General features: G+C 60.5%; 14 protein-coding genes. 8 read left to right on the top strand and 6 right to left on the bottom strand.

All coding sequences use genetic code 11. The features are described 5' to 3' along the window. Positions 1 to 5: 5 nt before the first annotated feature. Positions 6 to 2,231, bottom strand: a complete 2,226-nt coding sequence (priA, locus tag FPL22_RS01250; protein ID WP_238991276.1) for a replication restart helicase PriA — start codon at positions 2,229 to 2,231, stop codon at positions 6 to 8. A 122-nt stretch (positions 2,232 to 2,353) separates the two neighbouring features. Between priA and FPL22_RS01245 the strand changes: the two genes are divergently transcribed. Genes FPL22_RS01245 through nadA form a run of 3 tightly spaced genes read left to right on the top strand, consistent with a single transcriptional unit; the run spans position 2,354 to position 4,201 of the window. After that, a complete protein-coding gene (locus FPL22_RS01245; RefSeq protein WP_144228306.1) occupies positions 2,354 to 2,815 on the top strand; it encodes a Fur family transcriptional regulator in 462 nt (153 codons plus the stop codon). Between the two features lie 7 nt (positions 2,816 to 2,822). Next, on the top strand, positions 2,823 to 3,191 hold the full coding sequence (locus FPL22_RS01240) for a TPR end-of-group domain-containing protein (protein WP_144228305.1): 369 nt from the start codon (positions 2,823 to 2,825) through the stop codon (positions 3,189 to 3,191). 29 nt (positions 3,192 to 3,220) lie between these two features. Further along, positions 3,221 to 4,201: a quinolinate synthase NadA gene (nadA, locus tag FPL22_RS01235; protein ID WP_144228304.1), complete on the top strand. Its 981-nt coding sequence runs from the start codon at positions 3,221 to 3,223 to the stop codon at positions 4,199 to 4,201. 3 nt (positions 4,202 to 4,204) lie between these two features. Here the strand turns inward: nadA and FPL22_RS01230 are convergent, their stop codons facing one another. The 3 genes from FPL22_RS01230 to hemW form a co-directional block, all read right to left on the bottom strand. Continuing rightward, positions 4,205 to 5,191 carry a M23 family metallopeptidase gene (locus FPL22_RS01230; RefSeq protein ID WP_238991275.1) on the bottom strand — a complete coding sequence of 329 codons (987 nt, stop codon included), beginning with the start codon at positions 5,189 to 5,191 and terminating at the stop codon, positions 4,205 to 4,207. A gap of 36 nt (positions 5,192 to 5,227) precedes the next feature. After that, positions 5,228 to 5,737, bottom strand: a complete 510-nt coding sequence (locus tag FPL22_RS01225) for a hypothetical protein (RefSeq protein ID WP_144228302.1) — start codon at positions 5,735 to 5,737, stop codon at positions 5,228 to 5,230. Between the two features lie 87 nt (positions 5,738 to 5,824). After that, a complete protein-coding gene (gene hemW, locus FPL22_RS01220; protein ID WP_144228301.1) occupies positions 5,825 to 7,012 on the bottom strand; it encodes a radical SAM family heme chaperone HemW in 1,188 nt (395 codons plus the stop codon). Positions 7,013 to 7,069: 57 nt separating this feature from the next. Between hemW and FPL22_RS01215 the strand changes: the two genes are divergently transcribed. Then, entirely contained in the window at positions 7,070 to 7,984 is a 915-nt protein-coding gene (locus FPL22_RS01215) for an IPT/TIG domain-containing protein (RefSeq protein ID WP_144228300.1), read from the top strand. An 87-nt stretch (positions 7,985 to 8,071) separates the two neighbouring features. Here FPL22_RS01215 and FPL22_RS01210 read toward each other — a convergent pair whose 3' ends face one another. Both FPL22_RS01210 and FPL22_RS01205 read right to left on the bottom strand, forming a co-directional pair. Next, complete coding sequence (locus FPL22_RS01210) at positions 8,072 to 8,968, bottom strand: endonuclease/exonuclease/phosphatase family protein (protein WP_144228299.1); 897 nt, start codon at positions 8,966 to 8,968, stop codon at positions 8,072 to 8,074. Continuing rightward, positions 8,968 to 10,206 carry a M48 family metallopeptidase gene (locus tag FPL22_RS01205; RefSeq protein ID WP_144228298.1) on the bottom strand — a complete coding sequence of 413 codons (1,239 nt, stop codon included), beginning with the start codon at positions 10,204 to 10,206 and terminating at the stop codon, positions 8,968 to 8,970. The genes FPL22_RS01210 and FPL22_RS01205 overlap by 1 nt, the downstream gene beginning before the upstream one ends. A gap of 155 nt (positions 10,207 to 10,361) precedes the next feature. On the opposite strand from FPL22_RS01205, the gene xseB reads away from it, so the two are divergent. From xseB to FPL22_RS01185, 4 genes are read left to right on the top strand one after another with little or no spacing between them, the layout of a single operon-like run. Beyond that, complete coding sequence (gene xseB / locus FPL22_RS01200; RefSeq protein WP_238991274.1) at positions 10,362 to 10,610, top strand: exodeoxyribonuclease VII small subunit; 249 nt, start codon at positions 10,362 to 10,364, stop codon at positions 10,608 to 10,610. Between the two features lie 50 nt (positions 10,611 to 10,660). Then, positions 10,661 to 12,625 carry a 1-deoxy-D-xylulose-5-phosphate synthase gene (gene dxs, locus FPL22_RS01195; RefSeq protein ID WP_144228297.1) on the top strand — a complete coding sequence of 655 codons (1,965 nt, stop codon included), beginning with the start codon at positions 10,661 to 10,663 and terminating at the stop codon, positions 12,623 to 12,625. Between the two features lie 51 nt (positions 12,626 to 12,676). Beyond that, on the top strand, positions 12,677 to 14,038 hold the full coding sequence (locus tag FPL22_RS01190) for a GH1 family beta-glucosidase (RefSeq protein WP_144228296.1): 1,362 nt from the start codon (positions 12,677 to 12,679) through the stop codon (positions 14,036 to 14,038). A gap of 56 nt (positions 14,039 to 14,094) precedes the next feature. Then, positions 14,095 to 14,913: a sugar phosphate isomerase/epimerase family protein gene (locus FPL22_RS01185; protein WP_144228295.1), complete on the top strand. Its 819-nt coding sequence runs from the start codon at positions 14,095 to 14,097 to the stop codon at positions 14,911 to 14,913. The last annotated feature ends 70 nt before the right edge of the window (positions 14,914 to 14,983 follow it).

The following is a 14,983-nucleotide window of genomic DNA, read 5'->3' as shown; positions in this document are numbered from 1 at the left end:
GCCGACTACGTCAGGTTCACCGGATCCACATCGAGCACTTGCGTGATGTCATCAGGCCATGCAAAGGCCGTGCGCAACGCATTCAAATCGGCGATCACCCGGGTCACGCCGTTCGTGAAATACCAGACCTGATACCGATACTCATCCTTGATTTTTTCGATGGGCGACGGCGATGGACCGCGCAGCTCGACGCGACCGGCCAGCTCTTTTTCCACGTGCCGCGCCCACTGCTCCGTAAAGAACTTGAGCTTCTCTTCGCTCGGTCCGCGAAACAAGTGATGGATCAGGTGCCGATACGGCGGATAACGAAAATCTTTCCGCATCTTCAACTCGCTGGCAGCGAAACCTTCGAAGTCCGCATGCCGTGAAAACTGAATCGCCTCGGCCTGGGGCGTGAACGTTTGCACCACGACTTCGCCCGCGCGATCTCCTCGCCCGGCGCGACCCGCCACTTGCACGAGCAATTGGAAAGTCCGTTCATTGGCGCGAAAATCCGGGATGTGCATCGAGATGTCCGCATCGATCAGGCCCACGAGCGTAACGTTGGGAAAATCGAGTCCCTTCGCGATCATCTGCGTGCCGATCAGGATATCGATTTTACCCGCGCGAAAATCCGACAGGATTTCACGGAATCGATTCTTCTTCGACATGGTGTCAGTATCCATGCGTTCGAGACGCGCCTTCGGCAGCACGCGGCGCACCGCCTCCTCGACCCGCTGCGTGCCCATGCCTTTCCAACGAATTTCGGGCGCACCGCAGGCCGGACACCGAGCCGGCGCCACCGCCTCTTGTCCGCACAGGTGGCAACGCAACTTCTCGTCACTCCGATGGTAGGTCATCGTGATGCTGCAATGCGGACACTCCTCCACATGCCCGCACTTGGTGCACTGCATCGACGGCGAATAGCCGCGGCGGTTGAGAAACAAAATCGTCTGCTCCCTTTTCTCAAAACGCGCGTGCATGGCATCGACGAGCTTGCGCGAGAGTGACGTGAACCCGCGCTGGCGCACGATCTCGACCCGCATATCCACGATATCAATGTGCGGCAATTTGCGCGCATCCACGCGCTCCGGCAGACCGATCAACCGATACTTCCCGGCCTGCGCATTCGAGTAACTTTCCAACGACGGCGTCGCCGAGCCGAGCAGGCACAACGCGTTGTTCAACTTGGCCCGCATCACCGCGACATCGCGGCCATGGTAACGCGGCGTCTCGTCCTGCTTGTAAGCGGGTTCATGCTCCTCATCGACAATGATGAGCTTCAGGTTTTGCACCGGAGCAAAGATCGCCGAACGCGCGCCGACCACGATTTTAGATTCACCCGTCGCCAGAGAGAGCCAGCCGTCGAGTCGCTCGCCTTCACTCAGGTGACTGTGCCAGACCATGCATTTATGGCCGGGCGCGATGGCTTCGAGGCGCCCGCGCAACCGCGACACCGTCTGTGGCGTTAGCGCCACTTCAGGCACGAGAAAAATCACGCCGCCACCCACGGCGAGCGCATCATGCATCGCGCGCAAATAGACCTCCGTCTTGCCCGATCCGGTCACGCCGTGAAGCAGCGTGACGACAAATTTATTCTCGGCCAACGTCGCTGCGATCGTATCAACCGCCGTTTGCTGGCCCGGGTTAAGATTGTGCGGTTGCGAAGCAACGACTTCGCCCGTCGACCAGTCGTCGGTGTAGGCGATACGTTCGACGCGCCGGTTTTCTTCGAGCACGAGTCCGCGTTTAACGAGCGCGGCGACAACTGCGGCCGTCGCCCCCAACCGTCCTATTACCAAAGATTTTTTCTGAGGCTTAAACTGCTGGGCGAGGAACTGGTAAAGTTTGCTCTGCGCCGGCGCGCGTTTCATCAAAGCAGCCAGTTCATCGGCAGGAATCACCCGGGCGATGGAGAGCAGTTTTTCCTGTTTGATGTTGGCCGCGTTGCGCACGGCGGCCGGCAACATCGTCTCGATAATCGAGTCGTGCTTCGCGGCGTAGTAACTCGACATCCAGCGCGCCAGACTGAGCAAATCCGGAGGCAGCGCCGGGAACGGATAAACCACGTCGGCCAGGGGCTTGAGACGGCTCACGGGGAAATCCACCGGCTCGCTAAACTCCGCGACGATTCCGAGGAGCAGGCGGTTCATGATCGGAATCCGCACCAGGGAGCCGATGGCGATTTGCGCGCGCAACGATTCCGGCACCTTGTAGTGCAGGAGCTTGTCAAAGCCCGCGAGGGGATGCACGCCAACCGTCATAAGCAGTGGTTGATGAACCCCCGTCCGCCACCCTGCAAGCGCGCCGACCACGAATTTAAGCATCCGACGAACCAGTTGACAGCTTCCACCACCCCACCGACATTTTGCCTGTGAGTAACGACGCGGCCCGCGAAAAATTCAGAGATTACCTCGCCCGAAAAGGTCTCCGCATGACCAACCAGCGCCTCGCCATTTTCGAGGCGGCGTTCGCGCGCAAGGAACACTTTACCGCCGAGGAACTCCTCGATCACGCACGTGCCATCGATGACTCCGTGTCGCGTGCCACCGTTTACCGCACGCTGCCGATCATGACCGAGAGCGCTTTGCTGCGTGAGGTCGATATCGGCACCAACATCAAATACTACCTGCCCATCTCGACCAATAACGCGCAGGTCGCGCAGGTCATCTGCGTGGATTGCGACAAGATTTTCGAGATCAGCGCCCCGTTCATGGAGTGGTATGGCAGCACCGTTTCCACCAAATTGGGACTGACCCCCGTCACCCAGCGACTTCAGGTCAGCGCTCATTGCAACGCCCTCAAGCAATCGGGCGGCTGCAAAAACCACGCTTAAATCGCACATGTCCCGCAAAGAAGATCCCGCCTTCGACATCGCCTTCTACGAATCCGTGCTCAAGCGCGAGCCGGGCTACGAAGATGTGATCGAACTGCTCGGCGGTCTCTACACGAAAACCGGTCGCATTGCCGATGGCCTCAAGATGGACCGCAAGCTCGTCCGTCTTCAGCCCGACAACGCCACCGCCCGCTACAATCTCGCCTGCAGCCTCGCTCTCAGCAAACGCCGGTCCGACGCCCTTCGCGTGCTCGGTGAAGCCATCCATCTCGGCTACACCGACTATGATTGGATGTCGCACGACCCCGATTTGGAGAGTTTGAAAAACGTCCGCGAATTCAAAGCGCTGTTATCGCAGCTCAAGCCCCAGAGCTGAGCCGGTTACCGCCTGCCATTTTTCCCGCCATGCCTGTTCTCGATTACGAGCCCCTCGTCCTCCTCCCGCGTTCGGCCCCGCCGAAGCTTACGCCCATTCAGGAGGAAATCCTCGCGCTCAAACGCGAACGCAACGCCGTCATCCTGGCCCACAACTACCAGATCGAGGCCATCCAGCAGGTCGCCGATTACGTCGGTGATTCCCTTGGTCTGTCGTATCAGGCACAGGCCGCGCAGGCCGACGTGATTCTCTTCTGCGGCGTCCACTTCATGGCTGAAACCGCCAAGATCGTGAACCCCGCGCGCACGGTTTTGCTGCCCGACATCGACGCCGGTTGCTCACTCTCCGACTCCTGCCCCGACGATCGTCTCGCCGCCTACAAAGCCGCCAATCCCAACGTTTACGTCGTCGCTTACATCAACTGTTCCGCCGGCGTGAAAGCGCTGAGCGACGTGATCGTCACCAGCGGCAACGCCGTCAAAATCGTCAACCAAATCCCCGCCGACAAAGACATCCTCTTCGTCCCCGACCAGAATCTCGGCCAGTGGGTTTCCCAGCAGACCGGCCGCAAGATGCGCCTGTGGCCCGGCAGCTGTTACGCACACGTCATGTTCACGACGCAGGCCGTGGAAAAAGTCCGCGCCAAATTCCCCAACGCGCCCGTCGTCGCCCATCCCGAGTGCACGCAAGCCGTGCGCGATCTCGCCGACGAGGTTTGCTCCACCGAGCTCATGGTGAAATTCGCCAAGGAAACCCCCGCCACCGAGATCATCGTCGTCACCGAGAGCGGCATGCTGCACCGCCTGCGCAAAGAAGTTCCGCACAAGACCTTCATCGCCGGCCCAACCGATTCTTGCGCCTGCAACGACTGCCGTTTCATGAAGATGAACACCATCGAGAAGGTCCGCGATGCGTTGAAAAACCTGTCGCCCGTCATCGATGTGCCGGAAGCCATCCGCACCGCCGCGCTCGTTCCGATCCAACGCATGCTGGACTGGAGCAAGCGCTGATCCTCAGCGCACGCCGAACACGAGCTGCAGCATTGTGTCGAGATCACGGCCCGGCGTGTATTCGCCGCGTCGTGACACCGCGATGGACTTGCAGCGAAAGCGCTTGATTGCATCGGCATCGACCTCCGACAACCGGATCTCGTTTGCACGAAACCCGATCACGTCAGTCGCCGCCAGCGGAGTCCACGAAAACGGAATCCCTGTGGCGTTGACCTTCATTTCCCAACCCGCCACGCCGCCCATCGGCACGGGGGTCGTCAGCAGTTCAGGATACCGTTGCACGAAATCCGGCGTGCGCGTGGTGGCGATGCGCACACGGGCCACCGCAGGAAGCTGCGCAAAATATTCGGTGAAGTTATTTACGCGACGCGCACGAAATTCGTTAAAGAAATCCAGCGCGTTCACGGCCATGAGATTCATGCCGTTGTAAAGCCCCTGCTCGTTGGGACTGCCGAACTTTTTCCAGTCATACCACGACTGGAACTGCCGCGTCATCATCAGACCGATTTCGTAATGCAGGTGGGCGCGATCCTTGGGAATCGCATAGCCGCCCGCCGAACGCCCCATCGTGGCAATCACCTGTCCGCGCTGCACCGTGTCCCCCGGGTTTAATCCCACGGAGACCGCGCTGAGATGCGCGTAAAGCGTATACACCGCCGGTTTCAAGTCGGGGTGCTCGATCACAATATACCGACCGTAACTGCTCTCGCCTGAGCGTTTGTTGATGTGCCTCACCACACCCGTCATCGTGGCAAACACATCATCCGTCGGCTCGCCCTTCCGGTCGCGCGATACCGGCTTTAAATCCACGCCTTCGTGAAACTGCCCGCCACCGCTGCGCGCGCAGCCGAAAAGCCCGGACGTCACCTCCCCGGAAACTGTCGGCTGCACGTAAGCATCGATCGGCTTACCCTCGAGATAAGCCGTATTGGGCGTAGGCCACACTAACTCGATGCGCGGGCCCGCCGCGAATACCGCCAGCGGACACAAAAAAATCAACCAACCCGAAACACATCCGGCCATTCCTTACTTCTCCTTGGAAATGCGGCGCTGAATTTCGATGGCCGTCTCATTCATTTTTTTCACGATTGCGGGCAATTCCTCTTCGGGAATTGCTGCGAAAACCGCGATCGATCCGGTATTGAACGCACGATCGATCATACGGGCGCCCACCGGCTTTCCACCAATGAACAGCACCAGTCGCTTGCCCTGGTTATTGCCCGTAAAACGATAGACATCCCGCGAAGCATCACCCGTAAGGTTAAAGACGATAAAGGTGCCGAGATCCGACTTCGCCAGTTCTACACTGACATAATCGAACTCGGTCACGACCGGTTTGTTGTTCACCACAATCTGCACTCCGCTCACCGGAAGGGTCACCGAGGCAAACGCATCGCCTTCGCTGGCCTCAACGAGGAACCGCGCCATTACCATGTCCTCATCCTTCATCTTCTTTGTGCTGCTGTTACAGCCTGCCACTGCCAGCAGGGCAGCCAGCATCAGAATAAAAAAAGAAGAACGCAGGGGGTGTTTCATATAAAATAAAAATACGGTCGGAGAAATTCGCCGAACCTCACCCTGTGCCGGACGACATGAACTTGGCAAGGACCGAGGCGCACGACCTCACGCCTCGGCAGCTTCGGAAAACGCCTGCATCAGTTCGCCGCCCACCGTATCCGCGATCAACCGGCCGCGTGTCGTCAGCCGCAGATGGTCGTCCTTCACTACCGCGACCTCCGCATCGGTCAGCCGTGCAATCTCGGCTGAGACCGCATCCCATGGCGCGGACGGGAAACGGCCGCGCAACGCCCCGAGGTCAACCCCTGCATTCATCCGCACGCCAAAAATCAGCGCATCCTCGGCCAGCAGCGCCGGCGTGAGCTGCACCCGGTCCTCGGTCACCCGTTCGCCCCGGGAGACGAGTTCCTGCCATTTGACCAGATCCGCCACATTTCCTCCGCGCCAGCCCGCGTGTTGCGAGGCGGCCGACGGCCCCAGTCCGGCCCACTCGTGCATGCGCCACGTATTCAAGTTATGGAGGCACGCATGACCTGATCGTGCGAAATTCGACACTTCATATTGGACGTAACCCGACTCCTCCAACCGCGCCCAAGTCGTTTCGTAGAGCCGCGCCTCGTGCTCGACGTCGAGCTTCACCTGTCCCTTGGACAACTTCACCCAGAGTTTCGTGTCCTCTTCGAAGGTGAGGCAATACGTCGAAAGATGATCCGGCGCCAATGCCAGTGCTTCGCCCAGATCAGCCAGCCATGCCGCTTCGTCCTGCCCGGGCAAAGCGAACATCAGGTCGATGTTCACACTCGCGAAATTCGCCGCACGGATGCGCTCGTAAGCACGGAAAATTTGCTCGCGCGTGTGCTGGCGCCCCAATCCGTCGAGCAACTCCGGTTGAAATGATTGTGCCCCCATCGAGATACGCGTGACCCCGATTTCTTTCAACGCCTCCAGTCGCGCCTCGGTCACGGAAGCCGGTGCCATTTCCACCGTCCACTCCGTCGCCCCGCCGCCAAGCCGTGCGCTCACGATGTTCCCCAACCGGCGGATATCCTGCGGAGACAGCAGCCCAGGGGTGCCTCCACCCCAGAAAACCGTTTCGATCCGGCGACCGTCCCAGGCGACCAAGGCCGCCTCATCGGCCATCGCTTTCATATATTGATCGATACCATCTGCCGTTGGCGTGGTCTGGTAAAACGCACAGAAATCGCACGTCGATGCGCAAAACGGAACATGCACGTAAAGCCCAAGCGGACCGTGTTGACCTGATTGCCGCACCGCAGAATTGATTTCGCTCATTGCCAAGATCAGGCGTTTCTGTTGCGTATCCACGGACTTTTAAATCAGAAAATCCCAATGCAAAACACCCGCTTTATTCGCGCCAAATCCCTTCTCCTCGCGCTTAGCGCCTTGGTCGGTCTCGTTTCCCTGACCGGTTGCAACCACGCCATCACCAATCTCACGCCCAGCGTGCTGGCGGAAAACCCCTCGCAGATCTACACGATCTCCACCCGCGTAAAGCCCGATGCCCCCGAGGTCGTCCCCGGCAGCCTGCTCGTCCGCATCATCATCGACGGCCAGAGCTTCGACATGAAAAAGAGCGCCCTCGGCCGCGACATCTATGAATTCGAGTATCAACTCCCCGCCGGTCGCGCCGAAATCGCCTATTATTTCCTGATTAACTACAAGTATGTCCATCAGGGCGTCGTTAACGCCCGAGAGGAGTTCTCCGACGTCGTCCGCAGCAATATCGTTGGTCGCTACGTTCTCTCCCTGGAAACCAACCGTGGTCCCGTCGGCGCCCGCATCAGCGTCCTTGGCCGCGGTTTCACCGCTCAGGACACCGTGACCTTCGACGGCACCTCCGCCCGCACCGTTTACGACTCCCCCACTTCGATCAGCTTCTTCGTCCCCGCCGTCGAGTCCGGTCGCAACTACAAGGTCGAGATCGCCGGCGCCAACGGCACTTCCGCCGTCGGCACCTTCCGCGTCGATTCCACCGCCCTCACAGTTTCGCCCACCTCGCTCGCCCTTACCCGCGGCCAGGTTCAGGAGCTCACCTTCACCCTGACCACGCCCGCCCCCACCGGCGGCCTGCTCCTGGATGTCACCACCGACGCTCCCGACAGCGTGATCATGCCCGAAGTCGTCGTCCCCGCCGGCTCCACCAGCGCCACGGTCAGCATCACCGGCGGCAAGCCCGGTTCCGGCAGCCTCTTCCTCAAGGGCTTCGGCGAAGGCGAAATCGCCGTTCCCGTAACCGTCAAGTAAGCGCACGTCGCTTCTTCAGAAAAGGCCGGCCTCTCAAGGGCCGGTCTTTTTTGTGCCTGTGCCCGAGCCGGTATTATCACCGTTTAATTATTCCAACACGACGACGACTGGACGGTGATCGCTCGCCTTCCCGACTTCCGGCGAGTCCTGAATCCGTCCGGCTCCACCGAGCACCCGAGGCAGCAAACCCGCTGAAACCAGCACGTGATCCACGCGTGAATAAGAATCGTCCTTCCGGAAAAAGTGCGACCACACATGGCCGCGTTCATCCGCCGCCGGCAGCCAGGTCGTGATCGGGGTCTCGCCGCGTTCCAACATCGCCCGCACCGGACGCGCGGTCCGTCCGTCGTTAAAATCCCCGACAATCAAAAACCGCGCCGTATCCGGTTTGGGAAACACCGCCAGCACCCGATCACGCACCGCAACGGCTTCACCCGCTCGTTGCAGCGCCGCACCCGGATCATCCGGTCGCTCCGTAAAGCGGCTCTTCAAATGCACCACAAAGACCGCGACCTCGCCCTTGTCGTCAGCCACGCGCACTTCAAGTAATCCGCGACGGACCTTCATGACGCCACCCAGATATTTGAACGCGAGATCTTGGTGACGCACCACTTGCACCAGTGGCCTCTTCGACAGCACCGCGATCATGCGATCTTTGTCCTCCGCTTCCAACACGACGGCATGCGGATAATCCACGCCTTCATGTTTCAAGTCGCGTTGCAACTCCGCGAGAAACGGCGCTCCACCGATCTCCTGCAACGCCAGCACATCCGCATTCATCTGGCGGATGACCGCCCGCAACGCCGCTTTGTCCGCCTCCGGCTTGGGATATTCCTTCCGATACACGCCCTCCACAGTCCGGTCGGCGATCGTGTAATTCTCGATATTGTAAGTCGCGACGGTCAGCGGCTCCGCCTGCGAACTACTCGCGAGCAACCAGCCCGAAAGCAATACCCCGCAAAGGCGAAGGACCGCGACGTTCATCAGCTTGTTTTGGCCATCGCCGCCTCGCGCTCCACCAGAGTTGGATGCGAGTAGTAGAATCCACTGAACCACGGATGCGGCGTCAGGTTGCTCAGGTTCTTCTGGGAGAGCTTTCGCAGCGCCGCCACCAGCGGTTCTTTTCCGCCCATCGCTTCGCGGGCGAAGGCATCGGCTTCGTATTCATGTTTTCGCGACAGGATGTTGCCGAGGGGCGAAAACCAGAACATCACCGCTCCGCTCAACAAGCCGAAGAGCAGGAAACTCGGCGCCAGTTCACGCGCAGGAAAATGAAACGCCGGGTTGAACCAGTCGCTGCGCGCCAGCCAGGCGATGGCTGCGAATGCGCCCAGCTGGATTACCGCTGAAAGCACGAGCGTCTTGGGAATATGCCCGCGACGATAGTGACCGACTTCATGCGCCAGCACCGCCTCGAGTTCCTCGGGCGTGAGCTGCGCGATCAACGTATCGAACAACACGATACGGCGAAAGCGTCCGAAGCCCGTAAAAAACGCATTCGAGTGCCCCGAGCGTTTGCTGCCATCCATCACCTCGATGGTCGCCGCCTTGAAACCCGTGCGATCCGCCAAAGACATCAAGCGTGTGCGCAGCTCGCCCTCGGGCAGCGGCGTGAGCTTGTTGAACAGCGGCATGATCAACTTCGGGTAGAGCACCATCATCAGGAGCTGGAACACGAAGATCAGCCCGAAGCCCCAGAACCACCACGCATTACCGACCCAGCCGACCAACGAGAGCAACGCCCAGAGCAGCGGAAACCCGATGACGAACATCAGCGCCAGGCCCTTGAACTTGTCCGCGATCCACAACCCGGGCGTGGATTTATTGAAGCCGAAACGCCCTTCGAGCCTGAATTGCCCCCACCACTCAAACGGCAGACTCGGGATGCTCAGCAGCACACCCACAAAAAGAATAAACAACGCGTCATCCCACTTACCCACTGGCGACCACGCTCCCACGCTTCCGAAAAGCATCGGCAGCACTTGGCTCGACAACGCCAGCAGTAGCACCCCCGTGTCAAAAATCATCGACCAGACTCCGAAGCGGTTCTTCGCCAGCGTGTAATCCACGGATTTCCGGTAAGTCTCCTCATCCATGATCGCGGCCACGGCGGCCGGAGCCTGCGAGGCATGACGGCGCACTTCCGCGCGATTTAAAGCCGCCAAGACCAATTCAGCCAGCAACTTGGCAACCACCAACCCGACCACGACTGTAAAAACCATGCGCCGACTCCATCTGTTTCCCCGTCAACGCCAACTCTCAATTTTAAGCCGGCAGCCAAGCCTGACCCTGTCTTCTCAAACCTGAAAACCGTCTGCACCCCGTCCGCCTAAAGTTTGGTTGAAAAGCCCTTCTCCGCCCGCAACGTTAACCAGCTGTGGCCGACAAAACCAAGCAACCGCCTTCCTTCGAGGACGCCCTCGCACGCCTTGAAACGATCGTTGAATCGATGGAATCCGGCGACGTCCCGCTGGCCGAGTTGCTCGCCAAGTTCGAAGAGGGCAACACCCTGCTCAAAACCTGCGAGGCCCGTCTCAAAGAAGCCGAGCTCAAGATAGAACAGCTTAAAAAACAAAAAAACGGCCCGGTTGTCCTGACGCCCTTTGACACCACCCGCGACGCCTGAAGCGATTCTTCACTGCCCGCTGTCCGCGCCCATCCCTTCGAATTTCGTTAATGAACACATCTGCCGGCACTTCGGCCCCTTCTTTTTCCTCGCCACGTCTGCTTGATGGCATCCGCGGGCCAGCAGACGTCAAGGCCTTGGCAGCGGATCAACTGCCGCAGCTCGCCCGCGAAATTCGCAACGAGATCATCGCTGTCACCGCGAGCAACGGTGGCCATGTCGGCCCCAACCTCGGCGTCGTCGAGCTCACCCTCGCCCTTCACCGTGTGTTCACCACCCCCGATGACCAGTTCGTCTTCGACGTCTCGCATCAGGGTTACGTGCACAAACTCCTCACCGGCCGTGGCGGTGAATTTTTCCGCAAACTCCGTCAGACCGGCGGCGCCAGCGGTTTCCTGTATCGCGCCGAGAGCACCCACGATTCTTTCGGCGCCGGACACGCCGGCACCGCCCTCTCCGCGGCCTTGGGCATGGCCACCGCCCGCGACCTGCGCGGCACGAACGAACACGTGGTCGCCCTCTGCGGAGACGCCGCCTTCACCTGCGGCATCACGCTCGAAGCACTGAACAACGTCGTCAGTTCCACCAAGCGCCTGGTCGTCATCCTCAACGACAACGAGTGGTCCATCGCCAAAAACGTCGGAGCCCTTTCGAAATACCTGAACCGGCTTTCCACCAACTCCACTTATAACAAAGTCCACCACGACCTCGAAAAGTTCTTCACCGGCCTTCCTGGCGGACAGGACATGCACCGTCTCTGGGTAAAGTGGAAACGCGAGACCAAGGACTTCTTTGTCGAGTCCTCGCTCTTCGAAAAATTCGGCCTGCGTTACCTCGGTCCCATCGACGGGCATAACCTCGAAGAACTCGTGAAGAACCTCGAGTTCGCCAAAAACTGCGACACGCCCGTCATTCTTCACGTCATCACCAAAAAGGGCAAAGGCCTCGACGCCGCCATCGCCCATCCGGAAAAATTCCACGGCGCGAGTCCCTACGATCCGCTCACCGGCGAGAGCCTGAAACCCGCCGTCGCTCCCATCGCTCCGCCCGCCCCCAATTACCAGGACGTCATGGGCAAGGCCATGGTTCGGTTCGCGAAGGCCAATCCCGCCATCGTCGGCATCACCGGCGCCATGCCGAGCGGCACGGGTTTGTCGCACCTCGCGGCCGAGTGCCCGAAACAGTTCTTCGATGTCGGCATCGCCGAGGAACACGCCGTGATCTTCGCCGCCGGTCTCGCCACCAAGGGCATCAGGCCCGTCGTCGCCATCTACTCCACGTTTCTCCAGCGCGGTTACGATCCCATCATCCACGATGTTGCCCTGCAAAACCTGCCGGTGACGTTCGTCATGGATCGCGCCGGCCTCTCGCCCAACGACGGCCCCACGCACCACGGCCTCTTTGACCTCGCCTACCTGCGCCCGGTCCCGAATGCCACGATCATGCAGCCCAAGGACGAGGACGAGCTCGTGGACATGATGCACACCAGTCTCCAGCTCCCCGGCCCCGGTTTCATCCGCTACCCCCGAGGAGCTGGGCTCGGCGTTAAGATCAAGGAAAGCCCCGCCACGCTTCCAATCGGACAGGCCGAGGTCTTAAAGCAGGGTTCCAACATCATGATCTGGGCGCTTGGCTCCATGGTGCAGGATGCCCTCGCCCTCGCCGCACGTCTCGAAGCTACCGAAAATATTTCTGTCGGCGTTGTGAACGCCCGTTTTATCAAGCCCCTCGACCGCACACTGCTGCTCAGCCAGGCCGCCTGCATCCCGCTCATCGTCACGATGGAGGATCACGTGCTCGCCGGCGGGTTTGGCAGCGCCGCCCTCGAGGCGCTGCAGGAAGCCGACTGCCCCGCCGCCGTCGAACGTATCGGATGGCCGGATACGTTCGTCGAACACGGCAGCAGCCAGAACATCCTGCGCGCCGCCCACGGACTTTCGCCCGACGCCATCCACCAGCGTGTCGCCGACCGCTGGCGCAACCGCCACGCAGCCCGTGTCGAGGCCAACGCCTGACCGCCCCGTCCACTTTAACTTTCATCACCAACCCTCAACTTTTCCCTGACCATGCCCATCAAACCAAAACCTCTCACTTTCCCTAAGAATTTCGTCTGGGGCGTCGCCACCGCCGCCGCCCAGATCGAAGGCGCCGCCTTCGAGGACGGCAAAGGCGAGTCCATCTGGGACCGCTTCGCCCGCATCCCGGGCAAGGTCCTCAACGGTGACACGCTCGATGTCGCCAACGACCACTACCACCGCTACCCGCAGGACTTCGCGCTCATGCGCAAGCTCGGCATCAAGAACTACCGTCTCTCGGTTTCCTGGCCGCGCATCTACCCGAACGGCGACGGCGAAATCAACCCCAAGGGCCTCGAGTTCTACAACAAACTCATCAACTCCTGCCTCAAGCACGGCATCACCCCGTGGGTCACGCTGTTCCACTGGGATCTCCCGCAATCCCTCGAAGATCGCGGCGGCTGGACCAATCGCGCCACCGCCGATGCCTTCGCCGTCTATGCCGAGACCGTCGTCAAAGCCCTCAGCGACCGCGTCAAAAACTGGATCACGCTCAACGAGATCGTCTGCTTCACCCTCCTCGGCTACTCCAAGGTCGGCGACAAGGCCCCCGGTCGCAAAGAAAGCGAGAAGGTCGTCAACCAGACTTACCATCACGCCCTCCTCTGCCACGGCCACGCCGTGAAGGCCGTCCGCAACTTCGGCGGCAAGGGCGCCCGCGTCGGCATCACCGACAACTCCGCCGTTCCCATTCCCGTCACCGAGACGCCTGCCGACATCGCCGCCGCCCGCGCCTGGTTCATCGAGAAGAACTCCCGCATCCTTGAGCCGATTTATACCGGCCGTTACTCCGCCGACCACAAGAAGCGCATGGGCGCCGATATGCCCGACGTCCAGAAAGGCGACCTCGGCCTCATCAGCCTCCCTACCGATTTCCTCGGCCTCAACATCTACACCGGCGCCTTCGTCCGCGCCGCCAAGGGCAAGCGCTACGAGGAACTCCCCCTCCCCGCCGACTTCCCCCGCAGCAGCTGCCCGTGGCTCAACATCATGCCGCAGGTCCTCTACTGGGGCACCCGCCTCCCCGCCGAGATCTACAAGGTCCCCGCAATCTACATCACTGAGAACGGCTGCGGTTACGATGTCGAGACGCTCACTGAAAGCGGCGAGGTCCACGATCTCCACCGCCGCGATCTCGTTCGCAACTACCTCCACGAACTCCACCGCGCCATCGCCGACGGCGTGCCGGTCAAGGGCTACTTCCTCTGGTCCTTCATGGACAATTACGAGTGGCAGGACGGCTACACCCGTCGCTTCGGCATCGTCCACTGCGACTTCAAGACGCAGAAGCGCACCCCCAAGACCTCCGCCAAATGGTATGCGAAGGTCATCGCCGAAAACCGCCTCGTTTAATCCGCAATCGTAACCCTCACAGCCCCGGGCTCATGCCCGGGGCTTTTCGTTTCCGCATGTCCACCCGTCCCTACGCCCGCGCCTTCTCCTCCCTCGGTGCCGTCGAGCTCACGCTCGATGAAACCCTCGCCCTCGCTACACGCCACCAACTCAACGCCGTCGAACTGCGCGGACTCGGCGGTTCGCTCGACGTGCCCGCCTGGCTCGCCAAAACCTACGGCACGCCCGAAGCCTTCGCCGCCCACGCCCGTCAGTCGCCCATTCGTATCGTCGCACTGGATACGTCCCTCCGCCTCATCGGCAACACGTCGGCCGACCGCGATGCATTCCTCCAATTCATACCGTGGGCCGAAGCCCTTGGCATCCCCCGCCTGCGCATTTTCGACGGCGGCAGCAAAGCCGGTCTCACCGAGGCCGACCTCGCCCAAGCCCTCGAAACGCTCGCCTGGTGGAACGGCCTCCGCCGTGAAAACGGCTGGCGGACCGACTTCATGATCGAGACCCACGACGCGCTCATTACTACACCCGCGATCCGCCGTTTCCTCGCTCAGGCACCCACTGGAACCTCCTTGCTCTGGGATGCCCACCACACTTGGAAACTCGGCGGCGAATCGCCCGTGGATACATGGAAGGAGATTAGCTCCAGCGTGGTTCACATCCACGTCAAAGACAGCATTCCGGTTCCTTCCGGCAACAACGCCTACACCTACGCCCTTCCCGGAACGGGCGATTTCCCCATGGCGAGTTTGCGCACCATTCTGGAGCAGGACGGCTATGCCAGCACGGTCAGCCTTGAATGGGAACGCCACTGGCACCCGAAGATTGAGCCGCTTGAAGACGCGCTCACCTCCGCCGCCAGTCATCGTTGGTGGTGAGAACTGACGAACACAAAAAAGCCGGCCTATGATGGCCGGCTTTTTTTATGTTAAAGAGCAACGGATGACG

It is taken from the genome of Rariglobus hedericola, assembly GCF_007559335.1.
GTDB lineage: Bacteria > Verrucomicrobiota > Verrucomicrobiia > Opitutales > Opitutaceae > Rariglobus > Rariglobus hedericola.
The sequence above is the reverse complement of the archived record's forward strand: the minus strand, read 5'-3'. Positions and strand labels throughout refer to the sequence as shown.

Bases quoted from the DNA above. Each gene is read 5' to 3' on its own strand.
- nadA (WP_144228304.1), top strand. From the start codon at position 3,221: ATGCCTGTTCTCGATTACGAGCCCCTCGTCCTCCTCCCGCGTTCGGCC.
- FPL22_RS01190 (WP_144228296.1), top strand. From the start codon at position 12,677: ATGCCCATCAAACCAAAACCTCTCACTTTCCCTAAGAATTTCGTCTGG.
- FPL22_RS01205 (WP_144228298.1), bottom strand. From the start codon at position 10,206: ATGGTTTTTACAGTCGTGGTCGGGTTGGTGGTTGCCAAGTTGCTGGCT.
- FPL22_RS01225 (WP_144228302.1), bottom strand. From the start codon at position 5,737: ATGAAACACCCCCTGCGTTCTTCTTTTTTTATTCTGATGCTGGCTGCC.
- FPL22_RS01240 (WP_144228305.1), top strand. From the start codon at position 2,823: ATGTCCCGCAAAGAAGATCCCGCCTTCGACATCGCCTTCTACGAATCC.
- FPL22_RS01215 (WP_144228300.1), top strand. From the start codon at position 7,070: ATGCAAAACACCCGCTTTATTCGCGCCAAATCCCTTCTCCTCGCGCTT.
- hemW (WP_144228301.1), bottom strand. From the start codon at position 7,012: ATGAGCGAAATCAATTCTGCGGTGCGGCAATCAGGTCAACACGGTCCG.
- FPL22_RS01210 (WP_144228299.1), bottom strand. From the start codon at position 8,968: ATGAACGTCGCGGTCCTTCGCCTTTGCGGGGTATTGCTTTCGGGCTGG.
- dxs (WP_144228297.1), top strand. From the start codon at position 10,661: ATGAACACATCTGCCGGCACTTCGGCCCCTTCTTTTTCCTCGCCACGT.
- FPL22_RS01185 (WP_144228295.1), top strand. From the start codon at position 14,095: ATGTCCACCCGTCCCTACGCCCGCGCCTTCTCCTCCCTCGGTGCCGTC.